The organism is Burkholderia sp. BCC0397, from assembly GCF_902832865.1.
Lineage (GTDB): Bacteria > Pseudomonadota > Gammaproteobacteria > Burkholderiales > Burkholderiaceae > Burkholderia.
This window is the reverse complement of the sequence record NZ_CADFDL010000014.1, coordinates 178,102-191,362: the sequence shown is the minus strand read 5'-3', so window position 1 is coordinate 191,362 and position 13,261 is coordinate 178,102. Positions and strand designations below refer to the sequence as shown.

23 protein-coding genes are annotated in these 13,261 nt (G+C 60.1%); all 23 read left to right on the top strand.

Annotation, left to right across the window (positions count from 1 at the left end; translation table 11 throughout):
* Nucleotides 1–7 precede the first annotated feature (7 nt).
* The 23 genes from fusA to rplO all read left to right on the top strand — a co-directional run bounded on the left by fusA (nucleotide 8) and on the right by rplO (nucleotide 13,254).
* Nucleotides 8–2,110, top strand: a complete 2,103-nt coding sequence (gene fusA / locus HWX03_RS30745; protein ID WP_175824372.1) for an elongation factor G — start codon at nucleotides 8–10, stop codon at nucleotides 2,108–2,110.
* Between the two features lie 39 nt (nucleotides 2,111–2,149).
* Entirely contained in the window at nucleotides 2,150–3,340 is a 1,191-nt protein-coding gene (tuf, locus tag HWX03_RS30740) for an elongation factor Tu (RefSeq protein WP_011350666.1), read from the top strand.
* A 286-nt stretch (nucleotides 3,341–3,626) separates the two neighbouring features.
* On the top strand, nucleotides 3,627–3,938 hold the full coding sequence (gene rpsJ, locus HWX03_RS30735) for a 30S ribosomal protein S10 (RefSeq protein WP_004199280.1): 312 nt from the start codon (nucleotides 3,627–3,629) through the stop codon (nucleotides 3,936–3,938).
* 178 nt (nucleotides 3,939–4,116) lie between these two features.
* Nucleotides 4,117–4,767 carry a 50S ribosomal protein L3 gene (gene rplC, locus HWX03_RS30730; RefSeq protein WP_006482922.1) on the top strand — a complete coding sequence of 217 codons (651 nt, stop codon included), beginning with the start codon at nucleotides 4,117–4,119 and terminating at the stop codon, nucleotides 4,765–4,767.
* Nucleotides 4,767–5,387: a 50S ribosomal protein L4 gene (gene rplD / locus HWX03_RS30725; protein ID WP_006477192.1), complete on the top strand. Its 621-nt coding sequence runs from the start codon at nucleotides 4,767–4,769 to the stop codon at nucleotides 5,385–5,387. The genes rplC and rplD overlap by 1 nt, the downstream gene beginning before the upstream one ends.
* Nucleotides 5,384–5,698: a 50S ribosomal protein L23 gene (rplW, locus tag HWX03_RS30720; protein WP_004199275.1), complete on the top strand. Its 315-nt coding sequence runs from the start codon at nucleotides 5,384–5,386 to the stop codon at nucleotides 5,696–5,698. Before rplD ends, rplW begins: the two co-directional genes overlap by 4 nt.
* Nucleotides 5,699–5,700: 2 nt before the next feature.
* Nucleotides 5,701–6,528 (top strand): 50S ribosomal protein L2, encoded by an 828-nt coding sequence (gene rplB, locus HWX03_RS30715; RefSeq protein ID WP_006482900.1) that lies wholly within the window; start codon nucleotides 5,701–5,703, stop codon nucleotides 6,526–6,528.
* A gap of 10 nt (nucleotides 6,529–6,538) precedes the next feature.
* Complete coding sequence (gene rpsS, locus HWX03_RS30710) at nucleotides 6,539–6,814, top strand: 30S ribosomal protein S19 (protein WP_004199273.1); 276 nt, start codon at nucleotides 6,539–6,541, stop codon at nucleotides 6,812–6,814.
* A gap of 12 nt (nucleotides 6,815–6,826) precedes the next feature.
* On the top strand, nucleotides 6,827–7,156 hold the full coding sequence (rplV, locus tag HWX03_RS30705; protein ID WP_007730533.1) for a 50S ribosomal protein L22: 330 nt from the start codon (nucleotides 6,827–6,829) through the stop codon (nucleotides 7,154–7,156).
* An 11-nt stretch (nucleotides 7,157–7,167) separates the two neighbouring features.
* Nucleotides 7,168–7,968, top strand: coding sequence for a 30S ribosomal protein S3 (gene rpsC / locus HWX03_RS30700; RefSeq protein WP_006482899.1), 801 nt, complete (start codon nucleotides 7,168–7,170; stop codon nucleotides 7,966–7,968).
* Nucleotides 7,969–7,970: 2 nt separating this feature from the next.
* Nucleotides 7,971–8,387, top strand: coding sequence for a 50S ribosomal protein L16 (gene rplP / locus HWX03_RS30695; RefSeq protein WP_006752927.1), 417 nt, complete (start codon nucleotides 7,971–7,973; stop codon nucleotides 8,385–8,387).
* Between the two features lie 9 nt (nucleotides 8,388–8,396).
* The gene (rpmC, locus tag HWX03_RS30690; RefSeq protein ID WP_006400652.1) at nucleotides 8,397–8,591 is read left to right on the top strand and encodes a 50S ribosomal protein L29; all 195 of its coding nucleotides are present in this window, start codon (nucleotides 8,397–8,399) and stop codon (nucleotides 8,589–8,591) included.
* Nucleotides 8,588–8,860, top strand: coding sequence for a 30S ribosomal protein S17 (gene rpsQ, locus HWX03_RS30685; RefSeq protein WP_047899582.1), 273 nt, complete (start codon nucleotides 8,588–8,590; stop codon nucleotides 8,858–8,860). The genes rpmC and rpsQ overlap by 4 nt, the downstream gene beginning before the upstream one ends.
* Nucleotides 8,861–9,169: 309 nt before the next feature.
* Nucleotides 9,170–9,538 carry a 50S ribosomal protein L14 gene (gene rplN / locus HWX03_RS30680; protein WP_006482918.1) on the top strand — a complete coding sequence of 123 codons (369 nt, stop codon included), beginning with the start codon at nucleotides 9,170–9,172 and terminating at the stop codon, nucleotides 9,536–9,538.
* A gap of 9 nt (nucleotides 9,539–9,547) precedes the next feature.
* The gene (rplX, locus tag HWX03_RS30675; RefSeq protein WP_006477187.1) at nucleotides 9,548–9,856 is read left to right on the top strand and encodes a 50S ribosomal protein L24; all 309 of its coding nucleotides are present in this window, start codon (nucleotides 9,548–9,550) and stop codon (nucleotides 9,854–9,856) included.
* A gap of 16 nt (nucleotides 9,857–9,872) precedes the next feature.
* The gene (rplE, locus tag HWX03_RS30670) at nucleotides 9,873–10,412 is read left to right on the top strand and encodes a 50S ribosomal protein L5 (RefSeq protein ID WP_174390717.1); all 540 of its coding nucleotides are present in this window, start codon (nucleotides 9,873–9,875) and stop codon (nucleotides 10,410–10,412) included.
* A gap of 7 nt (nucleotides 10,413–10,419) precedes the next feature.
* Complete coding sequence (gene rpsN, locus HWX03_RS30665) at nucleotides 10,420–10,725, top strand: 30S ribosomal protein S14 (RefSeq protein ID WP_006482884.1); 306 nt, start codon at nucleotides 10,420–10,422, stop codon at nucleotides 10,723–10,725.
* 14 nt (nucleotides 10,726–10,739) lie between these two features.
* Nucleotides 10,740–11,135, top strand: coding sequence for a 30S ribosomal protein S8 (gene rpsH, locus HWX03_RS30660; protein ID WP_006477185.1), 396 nt, complete (start codon nucleotides 10,740–10,742; stop codon nucleotides 11,133–11,135).
* An 18-nt stretch (nucleotides 11,136–11,153) separates the two neighbouring features.
* A complete protein-coding gene (rplF, locus tag HWX03_RS30655; protein WP_174390718.1) occupies nucleotides 11,154–11,684 on the top strand; it encodes a 50S ribosomal protein L6 in 531 nt (176 codons plus the stop codon).
* A 12-nt stretch (nucleotides 11,685–11,696) separates the two neighbouring features.
* On the top strand, nucleotides 11,697–12,062 hold the full coding sequence (gene rplR / locus HWX03_RS30650; protein ID WP_006477183.1) for a 50S ribosomal protein L18: 366 nt from the start codon (nucleotides 11,697–11,699) through the stop codon (nucleotides 12,060–12,062).
* 14 nt (nucleotides 12,063–12,076) lie between these two features.
* Entirely contained in the window at nucleotides 12,077–12,595 is a 519-nt protein-coding gene (gene rpsE / locus HWX03_RS30645; RefSeq protein WP_006752931.1) for a 30S ribosomal protein S5, read from the top strand.
* 15 nt (nucleotides 12,596–12,610) lie between these two features.
* Complete coding sequence (rpmD, locus tag HWX03_RS30640) at nucleotides 12,611–12,793, top strand: 50S ribosomal protein L30 (RefSeq protein WP_006400644.1); 183 nt, start codon at nucleotides 12,611–12,613, stop codon at nucleotides 12,791–12,793.
* A 26-nt stretch (nucleotides 12,794–12,819) separates the two neighbouring features.
* On the top strand, nucleotides 12,820–13,254 hold the full coding sequence (rplO, locus tag HWX03_RS30635) for a 50S ribosomal protein L15 (protein ID WP_006482880.1): 435 nt from the start codon (nucleotides 12,820–12,822) through the stop codon (nucleotides 13,252–13,254).
* Nucleotides 13,255–13,261: the final 7 nt, after the last annotated feature.

Here is a 13,261-nt window from a genome sequence, read left to right as displayed (position 1 = left end):
GATCAAAGTGGCTCGCAAGACTCCTATCGAGCGCTACCGCAATATCGGTATTAGCGCTCACATCGACGCCGGCAAGACGACGACGACCGAGCGCATTCTGTTTTACACCGGTGTGAACCACAAGATCGGTGAAGTCCACGACGGCGCAGCCACGATGGACTGGATGGAGCAGGAACAAGAGCGTGGCATCACGATCACGTCCGCTGCTACCACGGCCTTCTGGAAGGGCATGGGCGGCAACTATCCGGAACACCGCATCAACATCATCGACACCCCGGGCCACGTCGACTTCACGATCGAAGTGGAGCGCTCGATGCGCGTGCTCGACGGCGCGTGCATGGTGTACTGCGCAGTGGGCGGCGTGCAGCCGCAGTCGGAAACGGTGTGGCGCCAGGCGAACAAGTACAAGGTGCCGCGTCTCGCGTTCGTCAACAAGATGGACCGTACCGGCGCGAACTTCTTCAAGGTCTACGACCAGCTCCGTCTGCGCCTGAAGGCGAACCCGGTTCCGGTCGTGGTGCCGATCGGTGCGGAAGAAGGCTTCAAGGGCGTCGTCGACCTGATCAAGATGAAGGCGATCATTTGGGACGAAGCGTCGCAAGGTACCAAGTTCGACTACGTGGACATCCCGGCGGAACTCGTCGACACGTGCAACGAATGGCGTGAAAAGATGGTCGAAGCGGCTGCAGAGTCGAGTGAAGACCTGATGAACAAGTACCTGGAAGCGGGCGAGCTGTCCGAAGCCGAGATCGTCAAGGGTCTGCGCGACCGTACGATCGCGTGCGAAATCCAGCCGATGCTGTGCGGCACCGCGTTCAAGAACAAGGGCGTGCAGCGCATGCTCGACGCCGTGATCGATTTCCTGCCGTCGCCGGTCGATATTCCGCCGGTTACGGGTGAACTCGAAAACGGCGAGAAGACGGAGCGCCGTGCGGCCGACGACGAAAAGTTCGCGGCACTCGCGTTCAAGATCATGACCGACCCGTTCGTCGGCCAGCTGATCTTCTTCCGCGTCTACTCGGGCGTGGTGAATTCGGGCGATACGCTGCTCAATGCGACCAAGGACAAGAAGGAACGTCTCGGCCGTATTCTGCAGATGCACGCGAACCAGCGTGAAGAAATCAAGGAAGTTCGCGCTGGCGATATCGCTGCCGCGGTCGGCCTGAAGGAAGCGACCACGGGCGACACGCTGTGCGATCCGGCTCACCCGATCGTGCTCGAACGCATGATTTTCCCGGAGCCGGTGATTTCGCAGGCAGTCGAGCCGAAGACGAAGGCCGACCAGGAGAAGATGGGCCTGGCGCTCAACCGTCTCGCTCAGGAAGATCCGTCGTTCCGCGTGCAGACCGACGAAGAATCGGGTCAAACGATCATTTCGGGTATGGGCGAGCTCCACCTCGAAATTCTGGTCGACCGGATGAAGCGTGAATTCGGCGTGGAAGCGACCGTCGGCAAGCCGCAGGTTGCCTACCGCGAAACCATTCGCAAGTCGGCCGCGGACGTGGAAGGCAAGTTCGTCAAGCAGTCGGGTGGCCGTGGTCAGTATGGCCATGCGGTCATTACGCTCGAGCGCAGCGAACTGGGCAAGGGCTACGAGTTCATCGACGCGATCAAGGGCGGCGTGATTCCGCGCGAATACATCCCGTCGGTTGACAAGGGTATCCAGGAAACGCTGAAGAGCGGCGTGCTGGCAGGCTTCCCGGTCGTCGACGTGAAGGTCACGCTGACGTTCGGTTCGTACCACGACGTCGACTCGAACGAAAATGCGTTCCGCATGGCTGGTTCGATGGCGTTCAAGGAAGCGATGCGCCGCGCTGATCCGGTTCTGCTCGAGCCGATGATGGCCGTGGAAGTGGAAACGCCGGAAGACTTCATGGGTAACGTGATGGGCGACCTGTCGGGTCGTCGCGGCATCATCCAGGGTATGGATGACATGGTGGGCGGCGGCAAGATCGTGCGCGCCGAAGTGCCGTTGTCGGAAATGTTCGGCTATTCCACGTCGCTGCGTTCGCTGACGCAGGGTCGCGCAACGTACACGATGGAGTTCAAGCACTACGCTGAAGCCCCGAAGAACGTTGCAGAAGCGATCATCAGCGCGAAGTCGAAGTAATTCGCTATCACAATCGATTATTTTTGAAAGAAGAGAATCATGGCAAAAGGTAAATTCGAGCGGACCAAGCCGCACGTGAACGTTGGTACGATTGGTCACGTTGACCACGGCAAGACGACGCTGACGGCAGCGATCACGACGGTTCTGACGAAGAAGTTCGGCGGCGAAGCGAAGGCGTACGACCAGATCGACGCGGCACCGGAAGAAAAGGCGCGCGGCATCACGATCAACACGGCACACGTCGAGTACGAAACGGCTAACCGCCATTACGCACACGTCGACTGCCCGGGCCACGCTGACTATGTGAAGAACATGATCACGGGCGCAGCGCAGATGGACGGCGCGATCCTGGTGTGCTCGGCAGCAGACGGTCCGATGCCGCAAACGCGTGAGCACATCCTGCTGGCGCGTCAGGTTGGCGTTCCGTACATCATCGTGTTCCTGAACAAGTGCGACATGGTGGACGACGCGGAACTGCTCGAGCTGGTCGAGATGGAAGTTCGCGAACTCCTGTCGAAGTACGACTTCCCGGGCGACGACACGCCGATCGTGAAGGGTTCGGCAAAGCTGGCGCTGGAAGGCGACACGGGCGAGCTGGGCGAAGTGGCGATCATGAGCCTGGCCGACGCGCTGGACACGTACATCCCGACGCCGGAGCGTGCAGTTGACGGCGCGTTCCTGATGCCGGTGGAAGACGTGTTCTCGATCTCGGGTCGTGGTACGGTGGTGACGGGTCGTGTCGAGCGCGGCATCGTGAAGGTCGGCGAGGAAATCGAAATCGTCGGTATCAAGCCGACGGTGAAGACGACCTGCACGGGCGTTGAAATGTTCCGCAAGCTGCTGGACCAAGGTCAGGCAGGCGACAACGTTGGTATCCTGCTGCGCGGCACGAAGCGTGAAGACGTGGAGCGTGGCCAGGTTCTGGCGAAGCCGGGTTCGATCACGCCGCACACGCACTTCACGGCTGAAGTGTACGTGCTGAGCAAGGACGAAGGCGGCCGTCACACGCCGTTCTTCAACAACTACCGTCCGCAGTTCTACTTCCGTACGACGGACGTGACGGGCTCGATCGAGCTGCCGAAGGACAAGGAAATGGTGATGCCGGGCGACAACGTGTCGATCACGGTGAAGCTGATCGCTCCGATCGCGATGGAAGAAGGTCTGCGCTTCGCGATCCGCGAAGGTGGCCGTACCGTCGGCGCCGGCGTCGTCGCCAAGATCATCGAGTAATATCGACGATCCGCGGATCCCGATGGGGTCCGCGATTCCCGCGGTACGCGGTTGTACCGCCGAAACCGGGTGCCCAGCTTGCGCTGGCGCCCGGTTTTGTTTTTCCGGCGGCGCGTTGCGCGCGCCGAGAAACACGCAACACTACTTCGGAATTTCGTGTAGAATCGCGGGCTTAGCAGTGGAAGTACTGTCCGGAACCTGATGCTTCGCTCCCCGCTGGCGTCATGTTTCACGTTCTTTTAGTGTCCGGCGATGCAACATCGCCTCGCTCTTTCAAGGAATTGTCATGCAGCAACAGAAAATCCGCATTCGCCTGAAGGCATTCGACTATCGTCTGATCGATCAATCGGCTGCCGAAATCGTCGATACCGCGAAGCGGACTGGCGCAATCGTCCGTGGCCCGGTGCCGCTGCCGACGCGCATTCAGCGTTTTGACATCCTGCGTTCGCCGCACGTCAACAAGACGTCGCGCGATCAGCTCGAAATCCGCACCCACCAGCGCCTGATGGACATCGTCGACCCGACGGACAAGACCGTTGACGCGCTGATGAAGCTCGACCTGCCGGCTGGCGTCGACGTGGAAATCAAGCTGCAGTAAGGCTTCCGGCGCTGCCCGGCTTGTCGGGTGGTGCTAAGTCTTTGTATTGCTTGCGGAAATCGGAAAGTCGGGCTATACTGCTTGGCTTTTCGCGTATTCGCGTAAAAAAGTTGGGCCTTGCGTGCCCGGCATTTTGTAAATCAGCCCCGACCAATCGCAGTCGGGAATGGAGAAAATGATGAGCCTTGGACTCGTAGGTCGCAAGGTTGGCATGACCCGTATCTTCACGGCTGAAGGGGATTCGATTCCCGTCACCGTGCTGGACGTGTCGGACAACCGCGTGACGCAGATCAAGACTGTTGAAACCGACGGCTACACGGCCGTGCAGGTTGCATTCGGCTCCCGCCGCGCATCGCGCGTGACGAAGCCGCTGGCAGGTCATCTCGCCAAAGCCGGTGTCGAAGCCGGTGAAATCCTCAAGGAATTCCGCATTGACGCGGCCAAGGCAGCCGAGCTGTCGAATGGCGCCGTGGTCGGTGCAGATCTTTTCGAAGTGGGCCAGAAGGTCGACGTGCAAGGCGTGTCGATCGGTAAGGGCTACGCCGGTACGATCAAGCGTTACAACTTCTCCTCCGGCCGTGCCACGCACGGTAACTCGCGCTCGCACAACGTGCCGGGCTCGATCGGTATGGCGCAGGATCCGGGTCGTGTTTTCCCGGGTAAACGCATGACGGGTCACATGGGTGACGTGACGGTGACGGTGCAGAACCTCGAAATCGCTCGTATCGACGCAGAGCGCAAGCTGCTGCTCGTGAAGGGTGCGATTCCGGGCGCGAAGGGCGGTAAGGTCTTCGTGACGCCGGCCGTCAAGACCAAGGGGGCGAAATAATGGAACTCAAGCTCCTGAACGAAAATGGTCAGGAAGGTGCAGTGGTCAACGCATCGGACGTCGTGTTCGGTCGTGACTACAACGAAGCGCTGATCCACCAGGTCGTCGTCGCTTACCAGGCGAATGCTCGCCAGGGTAACCGCGCACAGAAGGACCGTGAGCAAGTCAAGCACACGACCAAGAAGCCGTGGCGCCAGAAGGGTACGGGCCGCGCTCGTGCCGGTATGTCGTCGAGCCCGCTGTGGCGTGGCGGTGGTCGTATCTTCCCGAATTCGCCGGAAGAAAACTTCTCGCACAAGGTCAACAAGAAGATGCATCGCGCAGGTCTCTGCTCGATCTTCTCGCAGCTGGCCCGTGAAGGCCGTCTGTCGGTCGTCGAGGACATCATCCTCGAAGCGCCGAAGACCAAGCTGCTGGCCGACAAATTCAAGACCATGGGTCTCGACTCCGTGCTGATCATCACCGACACGGTCGACGAGAACCTGTACCTGGCTTCGCGCAACCTGCCGCACGTGGCGATTGTCGAGCCGCGCTACGCTGACCCGCTGTCGCTGATCTACTTCAAGAAAGTGCTGGTCACGAAGGCTGCGGTCGCCCAGATCGAGGAGTTGCTGTCATGAGCGAGATTCGCAAGAACGATCATCGTTTGATGCAGGTCCTGCTCGCACCGGTGATCTCGGAAAAGGCGACGCTGGTTGCCGACAAGAACGAGCAAGTCGTGTTCGAAGTCGCACCGGATGCCACGAAGCAGGAAGTGAAGGCGGCTGTCGAGCTGCTGTTCAAGGTTGAAGTTGATTCGGTCAACGTGCTGGTTCAGAAGGGCAAGCAAAAGCGCTTCGGCCGTTCGATGGGCCGCCGCAAGGACGTGAAGAAGGCGTACGTTTGCCTGAAGCCCGGCCAGGAAATCAACTTTGAAGCGGAGGCCAAGTAATCATGGCAATCGTTAAAGTTAAGCCGACATCGCCGGGTCGCCGCGCGATGGTCAAGGTGGTCAACAAGAACCTGCACCAGGGCAAGCCGTTCGCGGCACTGCTCGATTCGCAGAGCTCGACCGCCGGCCGTAACAACAACGGTCGTATCACCACGCGTCACAAGGGTGGTGGTCACAAGCAACACTATCGTATCGTCGATTTCCGTCGCACGAAGGATGGCATCCCGGCAAAGGTCGAGCGTCTCGAGTACGACCCGAACCGCAGCGCGAACATCGCGCTGGTGCTCTACGCAGACGGCGAACGTCGCTACATCATCGCCCCGAAGGGCCTGACCGTCGGCCAACAGCTGATGTCGGGTTCGGAAGCGCCGATCCGTGCAGGCAACACGCTGCCGATCCGCAACATTCCGGTCGGTACGACGATCCACTGCATCGAGATGCTGCCGGGCAAGGGCGCGCAAATGGCGCGTTCGGCTGGCACGTCGGCCATGCTGCTGGCGCGCGAAGGCGTCTACGCGCAGGTTCGTCTGCGTTCGGGCGAAATCCGCCGCGTGCACATCGAGTGCCGTGCAACGATCGGTGAAGTCGGCAACGAAGAGCATAGCCTGCGCCAGATCGGCAAGGCTGGCGCGAACCGCTGGCGCGGTATCCGCCCGACGGTGCGTGGCGTTGCGATGAACCCGGTTGATCACCCGCACGGTGGTGGTGAGGGCAAGACGGCTGCAGGTCGCGACCCGGTGAGCCCGTGGGGTACGCCGGCTAAGGGTTACCGCACCCGCAGCAACAAGCGCACGACGACGATGATCGTCCAGCGCCGTCACAAGCGTTAAGGAGTAGGCAATGGCACGTTCTGTTAAAAAAGGTCCGTTCTGCGACGCCCATTTGCTGAAGAAAGTTGAGGCGGCTGCAGCTTCGCGCGACAAAAAGCCGATCAAGACCTGGTCGCGTCGCTCGACGATTCTGCCGGATTTCATCGGCCTGACGATCGCTGTTCACAACGGCCGTCAACACGTTCCGGTGTACATCTCGGAAAACATGGTCGGCCACAAGCTTGGCGAGTTCGCACTGACCCGTACGTTCAAGGGTCACGCAGCCGACAAGAAGGCCAAGAAATAAGGGGCAATCAAGATGGAAGTGAAAGCAATTCATCGCGGTGCCCGCATCTCGGCGCAGAAAACGCGCCTTGTGGCTGACCAGATCCGCGGTTTGCCGGTCGACAAGGCGCTGAACGTTCTGACGTTCTCGCCGAAGAAGGCGGCTGGCATCGTGAAGAAGGTTGTGCTGTCGGCAATCGCGAATGCGGAGCACAACGAAGGCGCTGATATCGACGAGCTCAAGATCACGAGCATCTACGTCGACAAGGCTGCATCGCTCAAGCGTTTCACCGCGCGCGCCAAGGGCCGCGGTAACCGCATCGAGAAGCAATCCTGTCACATCACTGTGACGGTCGGGAATTAAGGAGCCATACGATGGGACAGAAAATTCATCCGACTGGCTTCCGCCTGGCTGTCAGCCGCAATTGGGCTTCGCGTTGGTACGCGAACAACAACAATTTCGCGGCGATGCTGCAGGAAGACATCGGTGTTCGTGAGTACCTGAAGAAGAAGCTGAAGAACGCTTCGGTCGGTCGGGTCGTCATCGAGCGTCCGGCGAAGAACGCGCGCATCACGATTTACAGCTCGCGTCCGGGCGTGGTCATCGGCAAGAAGGGCGAGGATATCGAACAGCTGAAGACGGAACTGCAACGCCGCATGGGCGTGCCGGTTCACGTCAACATCGAAGAAATCCGCAAGCCGGAAACCGATGCTCAGCTGATCGCCGACTCGATCACGCAACAGCTCGAGCGCCGGATCATGTTCCGTCGCGCGATGAAGCGTGCGATGCAGAACGCGATGCGTCTGGGTGCCCAAGGCATCAAGATCATGAGCGCAGGCCGTCTGAACGGTATCGAAATCGCTCGTACGGAGTGGTATCGCGAAGGTCGCGTGCCGCTTCACACGCTGCGTGCTGATATCGACTACGCGACCTCGGAAGCGAAGACGACTTACGGGATCATCGGCGTCAAGGTGTGGGTCTACAAGGGCGATACGCTCGGCCGCAACGACGCACCGGTGGTGGAAGAAGTAGCCGAAGACAAGCGTCCGCGTCGCAATGCGCGTCCGGGCGACCGTCGTCCGCGCCGTGACGGCGAAGGCGGCGCTCCGGGTGCTCGTCGTGGCGCACCGCGCCGCGGCGCCGGCAAGCCCGAAGACGGCAAGACTGGAGAATAACGATGCTGCAACCGAAACGCAGAAAGTATCGTAAAGAGCAGAAGGGTCGTAACACCGGCAAGGCGACGCGCGGCAACGCAGTGTCGTTCGGTGACTTCGGCCTGAAGGCGATCGGTCGCGGTCGTTTGACCGCCCGTCAAATTGAAGCGGCGCGTCGTGCAATGACGCGTCACATCAAGCGTGGCGGCCGCATCTGGATCCGGATCTTCCCGGACAAGCCGATTTCGCAGAAGCCGGCCGAAGTGCGTATGGGTAACGGTAAGGGTAACCCGGAGTACTACGTCGCCGAGATTCAGCCGGGCAAGATGCTCTATGAAATGGACGGCGTAACCGAAGAACTGGCACGCGAAGCGTTCCGTCTGGCTGCAGCCAAGCTGCCGCTGAAGACGGCGTTCATCGTGCGCCAGCTCGGCGCCTAAGGAGAAAATATGAAGGCTTCCGAACTTCTCCAGAAAGACCAGGCCGCGCTCAACAAGGAGCTGGCGGACCTGCTGAAGGCGCAATTCGGCCTGCGCATGCAACTCGCGACCCAGCAGCTCACGAACACGAGCCAGCTGAAGAAGGTTCGTCGCGACATCGCACGTGTGCGGACCGTCATGACTCAGAAGGCGAACCAGAAATGAACGATAGCGTGAAAACCTCGCTGAAGCGGACGCTGGTCGGTCGGGTCGTCAGCAACAAGATGGACAAGACCGTCACCGTGCTGATCGAGCACCGCGTCAAGCATCCGATCTACGGCAAGTATGTCGTGCGCTCGAAGAAGTACCACGCGCACGATGAAGCGAACACCTGCAACGAAGGCGATCTCGTCGAAATCCAGGAAACGCGTCCTGTTTCGAAGACGAAGGCCTGGGCGGTGTCGCGCCTCGTCGAAGCAGCTCGCGTCATCTAAGCGGGCAGTGCAGTAGGCAGTAACAAGCACTTCTCCACGAAGTGCTTGAAATCGCAAAGTTTTTGCTTGCGCGACCAGGATTATTTGTTATAATCCTGGTCTTCCCTCTTTATGGGAGCCCCGTCGCGGGCGAAATTGGTGGGGGAAGCGGACTGGCGCCAGCCTGTCTGAAAGATTCACCGAATTGCGATGGCGGGTTTCGTTTGCCGTCGCTGCTGTTCCAACCCAAGCAGCCGATTGGCTGACGGGACCAAGACTGACCGAATGCATCATGGTGGTGCATCCGGATTAAGTTGGGAAAGACAAACCATGATCCAGACCGAATCTCGGCTCGAAGTAGCCGACAACACGGGTGCACGTGAAGTTCTGTGCATCAAGGTGCTCGGCGGCTCGAAGCGTCGTTATGCCGGCATTGGCGACATCATCAAGGTGAGCGTCAAAGAGGCAACGCCGCGCGGGCGCGTGAAGAAAGGCGAAATTTACAACGCCGTGGTGGTCCGCACCGCCAAGGGCGTGCGCCGTCAAGACGGCTCGCTGATCAAGTTCGACGGCAACGCCGCTGTGCTTTTGAATAACAAGCTCGAGCCGATCGGCACCCGTATCTTCGGGCCGGTGACGCGTGAGCTGCGTAGCGAACGATTCATGAAGATCGTTTCGCTGGCGCCGGAAGTGCTGTAAGGAGTCGCGATGAACAAGATTCGCAAAGGTGACGAAGTCATCGTCGTCACTGGTAAGGACAAGGGCAAGCGCGGCGTCGTGCTGGCTGTCGGTGCTGAACATGTGACGGTCGAGGGTATCAACCTCGTCAAGAAGCATGTGAAGCCGAACCCGATGAAGGGTACGACGGGCGGCGTGGAAGCGAAGACGATGCCCCTGCATATTTCGAACGTCGCACTGGTCGACGCGAATGGCAAGGCGTCGCGTGTTGGCATCAAGGTCGAGGAAGGCAAGAAGGTTCGCTTCCTGAAGACGACCGGTGCCGTACTGAGCGCCTGACGCAGCGGAGTAAAAAATGGCTCGTTTTCAAGAGTTTTACAAAGAATCGGTTGTGCCCGGCCTGATCGAGAAGTTCGGTTACAAGTCGGTCATGGAAGTGCCGCGCATCACCAAGATCACGCTGAACATGGGTCTTGGCGAAGCGATCGCTGACAAGAAGATCATCGAGAACGCCGTTGGCGACCTCACGAAGATCGCCGGCCAGAAGCCGGTCGTCACGAAGGCCCGCAAGGCAATCGCAGGCTTCAAGATCCGCCAGGGTTACCCGATCGGCGCGATGGTGACGCTGCGTGGCCAAGCGATGTACGAATTCCTCGACCGTTTCGTGACGGTTGCCCTGCCCCGCGTGCGAGATTTCCGCGGTGTGTCGGGTCGTGCTTTCGATGGCCGTGGCAACTACAACATCGGTGTGAAAGAGCAGATCATTTTCCCCGAAATCGATTACGACAAGATCGACGCACTGCGTGGGCTGAACATCAGCATCACGACGACTGCGAAGACCGACGACGAAGCAAAGGCTCTGCTCGCCAGCTTCAAGTTCCCGTTCAGAAACTGAGGTTACCGTGGCTAAACTGGCACTGATCGAACGTGAAAAGAAGCGCGCCCGCCTGGTCGCGAAGTTCGCAGCAAAGCGCGAAGCGCTGAAGGCGATCGTCGAAGACCAAAGCAAGTCGGAAGAAGAGCGCTACGAAGCACGCCTGGAGCTGCAGCAACTGCCCCGCAACGCAAACCCGACCCGCCAGCGTAACCGCTGCGCGATCACGGGCCGTCCGCGTGGCACGTTCCGTAAATTCGGCCTCGCGCGTAACAAGATTCGTGAAATCGCATTCCGTGGCGAGATTCCTGGCCTGACCAAGGCGAGCTGGTAATAGGAGAAACGTAAATGAGCATGAGTGATCCTATCGCCGATATGCTGACTCGCATCCGCAACGCGCAGATGGTCGAGAAGGTATCGGTCGCGATGCCCTCGTCGAAGGTCAAGGTTGCAATCGCGCAAGTCCTGAAGGACGAAGGCTATATCGACGATTTCGCCGTGAAGGCGGAAGGTGCGAAGTCTGAACTGAATATCGCGCTGAAGTACTACGCAGGTCGCCCGGTCATCGAACGCCTCGAGCGCGTGTCGAAGCCTGGTCTGCGCGTGTACCGCGGCCGTAACGACATTCCGCAGGTCATGAATGGCCTCGGTGTGGCAATCGTGTCGACGCCGAAGGGCGTGATGACCGACCGCAAGGCGCGCGCTACCGGCGTCGGCGGCGAAGTCATCTGCTACGTCGCTTAAAGCCGAGGAGAGAGAAACATGTCTCGAGTAGGTAAAAGCCCGATCGCGCTGCAAGGCGCGGAAGTCAAGCTGGCCGACGGTGCAATCACCGTCAAGGGCCCGCTGGGCACCATCACGCAAGCGATCAATCCGCTCGTGAACGTGGCGAACAACGACGGCACGCTGAATCTGGCGCCGGTCGACGAAAGCCGCGAAGCAAATGCACTGTCGGGCACGATGCGCGCGATCATCGCGAATGCCGTGCACGGCGTGACCAAGGGTTTCGAGCGCAAGCTGACGCTGGTTGGCGTCGGTTACCGTGCGCAAGCGCAAGGCGACAAGCTGAACCTGTCGCTGGGTTTCTCGCACCCGGTGGTGCACCAGATGCCGGAAGGCATCAAGGCTGAAACCCCGACGCAAACCGAAATCGTGATCAAGGGGATCAACAAGCAACAAGTCGGTCAAGTAGCTGCGGAAGTTCGCGGTTACCGTCCGCCGGAGCCCTACAAGGGCAAGGGCGTGCGCTATGCCGACGAGGTTGTGATCCTCAAAGAAACGAAGAAGAAGTAAGGGTGCGCAATCATGGATAAGACTCAATCTCGCCTGCGCCGCGCTCGCCAGACGCGTATCAAGATCGCTGAGCTGCAGGTCGCGCGTCTCGCCGTGCATCGCACGAACACGCACATCTACGCTCAAGTGTTCTCGCCCTGCGGCACCAAGGTGCTCGCCAGCGCGTCGACGCTCGAGGCAGAAGTGCGCGCCGAACTGGCCGACAAGTCGGGCAAGGGCGGCAACGTTAATGCCGCGACGCTGATCGGCAAGCGTATTGCCGAGAAGGCAAAGGCTGCCGGCATCGAATCCGTCGCCTTCGACCGCTCGGGCTTCCGCTACCATGGCCGCGTCAAGGCGCTGGCTGAGGCAGCTCGTGAAGCTGGGCTCAAGTTCTAAGGAAGGAATTCGTCATGGCAAAGATGCAAGCGAAAGTTCAGGCTGACGAGCGCGACGACGGCCTTCGCGAAAAGATGATTTCGGTCAATCGCGTGACCAAGGTCGTGAAGGGTGGCCGTATTCTCGGCTTCGCCGCACTGACCGTGGTTGGCGATGGTGATGGCCGCATCGGTATGGGCAAGGGCAAGGCGAAGGAAGTGCCGGTCGCTGTCCAGAAGGCAATGGAACAAGCTCGCCGCAACATGTTCAAGGTGCCGCTCAAGAACGGCACGCTGCAGCACGAAGTGCACGGCAAGCATGGTGCATCCGCTGTCCTCCTCGCTCCGGCGAAGGCAGGTACGGGCGTGATCGCCGGCGGCCCGATGCGCGCAGTGTTCGACGTGATGGGCGTTCAGAACGTCGTGGCGAAGAGCCACGGTTCGACGAACCCGTACAACCTCGTTCGCGCCACGCTGGACGGTCTGCGCAAGCAGTCGACCCCGGCAGACATCGCGGCGAAGCGCGGCAAGTCCGTCGAAGATATTTTGGGCTAAGCCCGGGTGGTCACCATGTCTGAAAAAACTGTCAAGGTTCAGCTCGTTAAGAGCCTGATCGGGACCCGCGAATCGCACCGCGCGACCGTGCGTGGCCTGGGCCTGCGCCGACTCAACTCGGTTAGCGAGCTGCAGGACACGCCGGCGGTCCGCGGCATGATCAACAAGGTCTCGTACCTCGTTAAGGTCATCGCGTAAGCGGCCCTACGGATCAAGGAGTTGATATGGAATTGAATAACCTGAAGCCGGCCGCTGGCGCCAAGCACGCCAAGCGTCGCGTCGGTCGTGGCATCGGTTCGGGCCTCGGCAAGACGGCTGGCCGTGGTCACAAGGGTCAGAAATCGCGTTCGGGCGGCTTCCACAAAGTCGGTTTCGAAGGCGGTCAGATGCCGCTGCAACGTCGTCTGCCGAAGCGCGGCTTCACGTCGCTGACGAAGGAATTCGTCGGTGAAGTGCGCCTGGGCGACCTCGAGAAGCTGCCGGTCGACGAGATCGATCTGCTCGCACTGAAGCAAGCCGGCCTGGTCGGCGAGCTGACGAAGAGCGCAAAGATCATCGCGACGGGCGAACTGAAGCGCAAGATCGTCGTGAAGGGTCTCGGTGCCACCAAGGGTGCGCGCGCTGCGATCGAAGCGGCTGGCGGTTCGTTCGCCGAGTGACACGCGT

Coding starts and splice junctions, on each gene's coding strand:
- tuf (WP_011350666.1), top strand. CDS start 2,150: ATGGCAAAAGGTAAATTCGAGCGGACCAAGCCGCACGTGAACGTTGGT.
- rpsJ (WP_004199280.1), top strand. CDS start 3,627: ATGCAGCAACAGAAAATCCGCATTCGCCTGAAGGCATTCGACTATCGT.
- rplC (WP_006482922.1), top strand. CDS start 4,117: ATGAGCCTTGGACTCGTAGGTCGCAAGGTTGGCATGACCCGTATCTTC.
- rplD (WP_006477192.1), top strand. CDS start 4,767: ATGGAACTCAAGCTCCTGAACGAAAATGGTCAGGAAGGTGCAGTGGTC.
- rplW (WP_004199275.1), top strand. CDS start 5,384: ATGAGCGAGATTCGCAAGAACGATCATCGTTTGATGCAGGTCCTGCTC.
- rplB (WP_006482900.1), top strand. CDS start 5,701: ATGGCAATCGTTAAAGTTAAGCCGACATCGCCGGGTCGCCGCGCGATG.
- rpsS (WP_004199273.1), top strand. CDS start 6,539: ATGGCACGTTCTGTTAAAAAAGGTCCGTTCTGCGACGCCCATTTGCTG.
- rplV (WP_007730533.1), top strand. CDS start 6,827: ATGGAAGTGAAAGCAATTCATCGCGGTGCCCGCATCTCGGCGCAGAAA.
- rpsC (WP_006482899.1), top strand. CDS start 7,168: ATGGGACAGAAAATTCATCCGACTGGCTTCCGCCTGGCTGTCAGCCGC.
- rplP (WP_006752927.1), top strand. CDS start 7,971: ATGCTGCAACCGAAACGCAGAAAGTATCGTAAAGAGCAGAAGGGTCGT.
- rpmC (WP_006400652.1), top strand. CDS start 8,397: ATGAAGGCTTCCGAACTTCTCCAGAAAGACCAGGCCGCGCTCAACAAG.
- rpsQ (WP_047899582.1), top strand. CDS start 8,588: ATGAACGATAGCGTGAAAACCTCGCTGAAGCGGACGCTGGTCGGTCGG.
- rplN (WP_006482918.1), top strand. CDS start 9,170: ATGATCCAGACCGAATCTCGGCTCGAAGTAGCCGACAACACGGGTGCA.
- rplX (WP_006477187.1), top strand. CDS start 9,548: ATGAACAAGATTCGCAAAGGTGACGAAGTCATCGTCGTCACTGGTAAG.
- rplE (WP_174390717.1), top strand. CDS start 9,873: ATGGCTCGTTTTCAAGAGTTTTACAAAGAATCGGTTGTGCCCGGCCTG.
- rpsH (WP_006477185.1), top strand. CDS start 10,740: ATGAGCATGAGTGATCCTATCGCCGATATGCTGACTCGCATCCGCAAC.
- rplF (WP_174390718.1), top strand. CDS start 11,154: ATGTCTCGAGTAGGTAAAAGCCCGATCGCGCTGCAAGGCGCGGAAGTC.
- rplR (WP_006477183.1), top strand. CDS start 11,697: ATGGATAAGACTCAATCTCGCCTGCGCCGCGCTCGCCAGACGCGTATC.
- rpsE (WP_006752931.1), top strand. CDS start 12,077: ATGGCAAAGATGCAAGCGAAAGTTCAGGCTGACGAGCGCGACGACGGC.
- rpmD (WP_006400644.1), top strand. CDS start 12,611: ATGTCTGAAAAAACTGTCAAGGTTCAGCTCGTTAAGAGCCTGATCGGG.
- rplO (WP_006482880.1), top strand. CDS start 12,820: ATGGAATTGAATAACCTGAAGCCGGCCGCTGGCGCCAAGCACGCCAAG.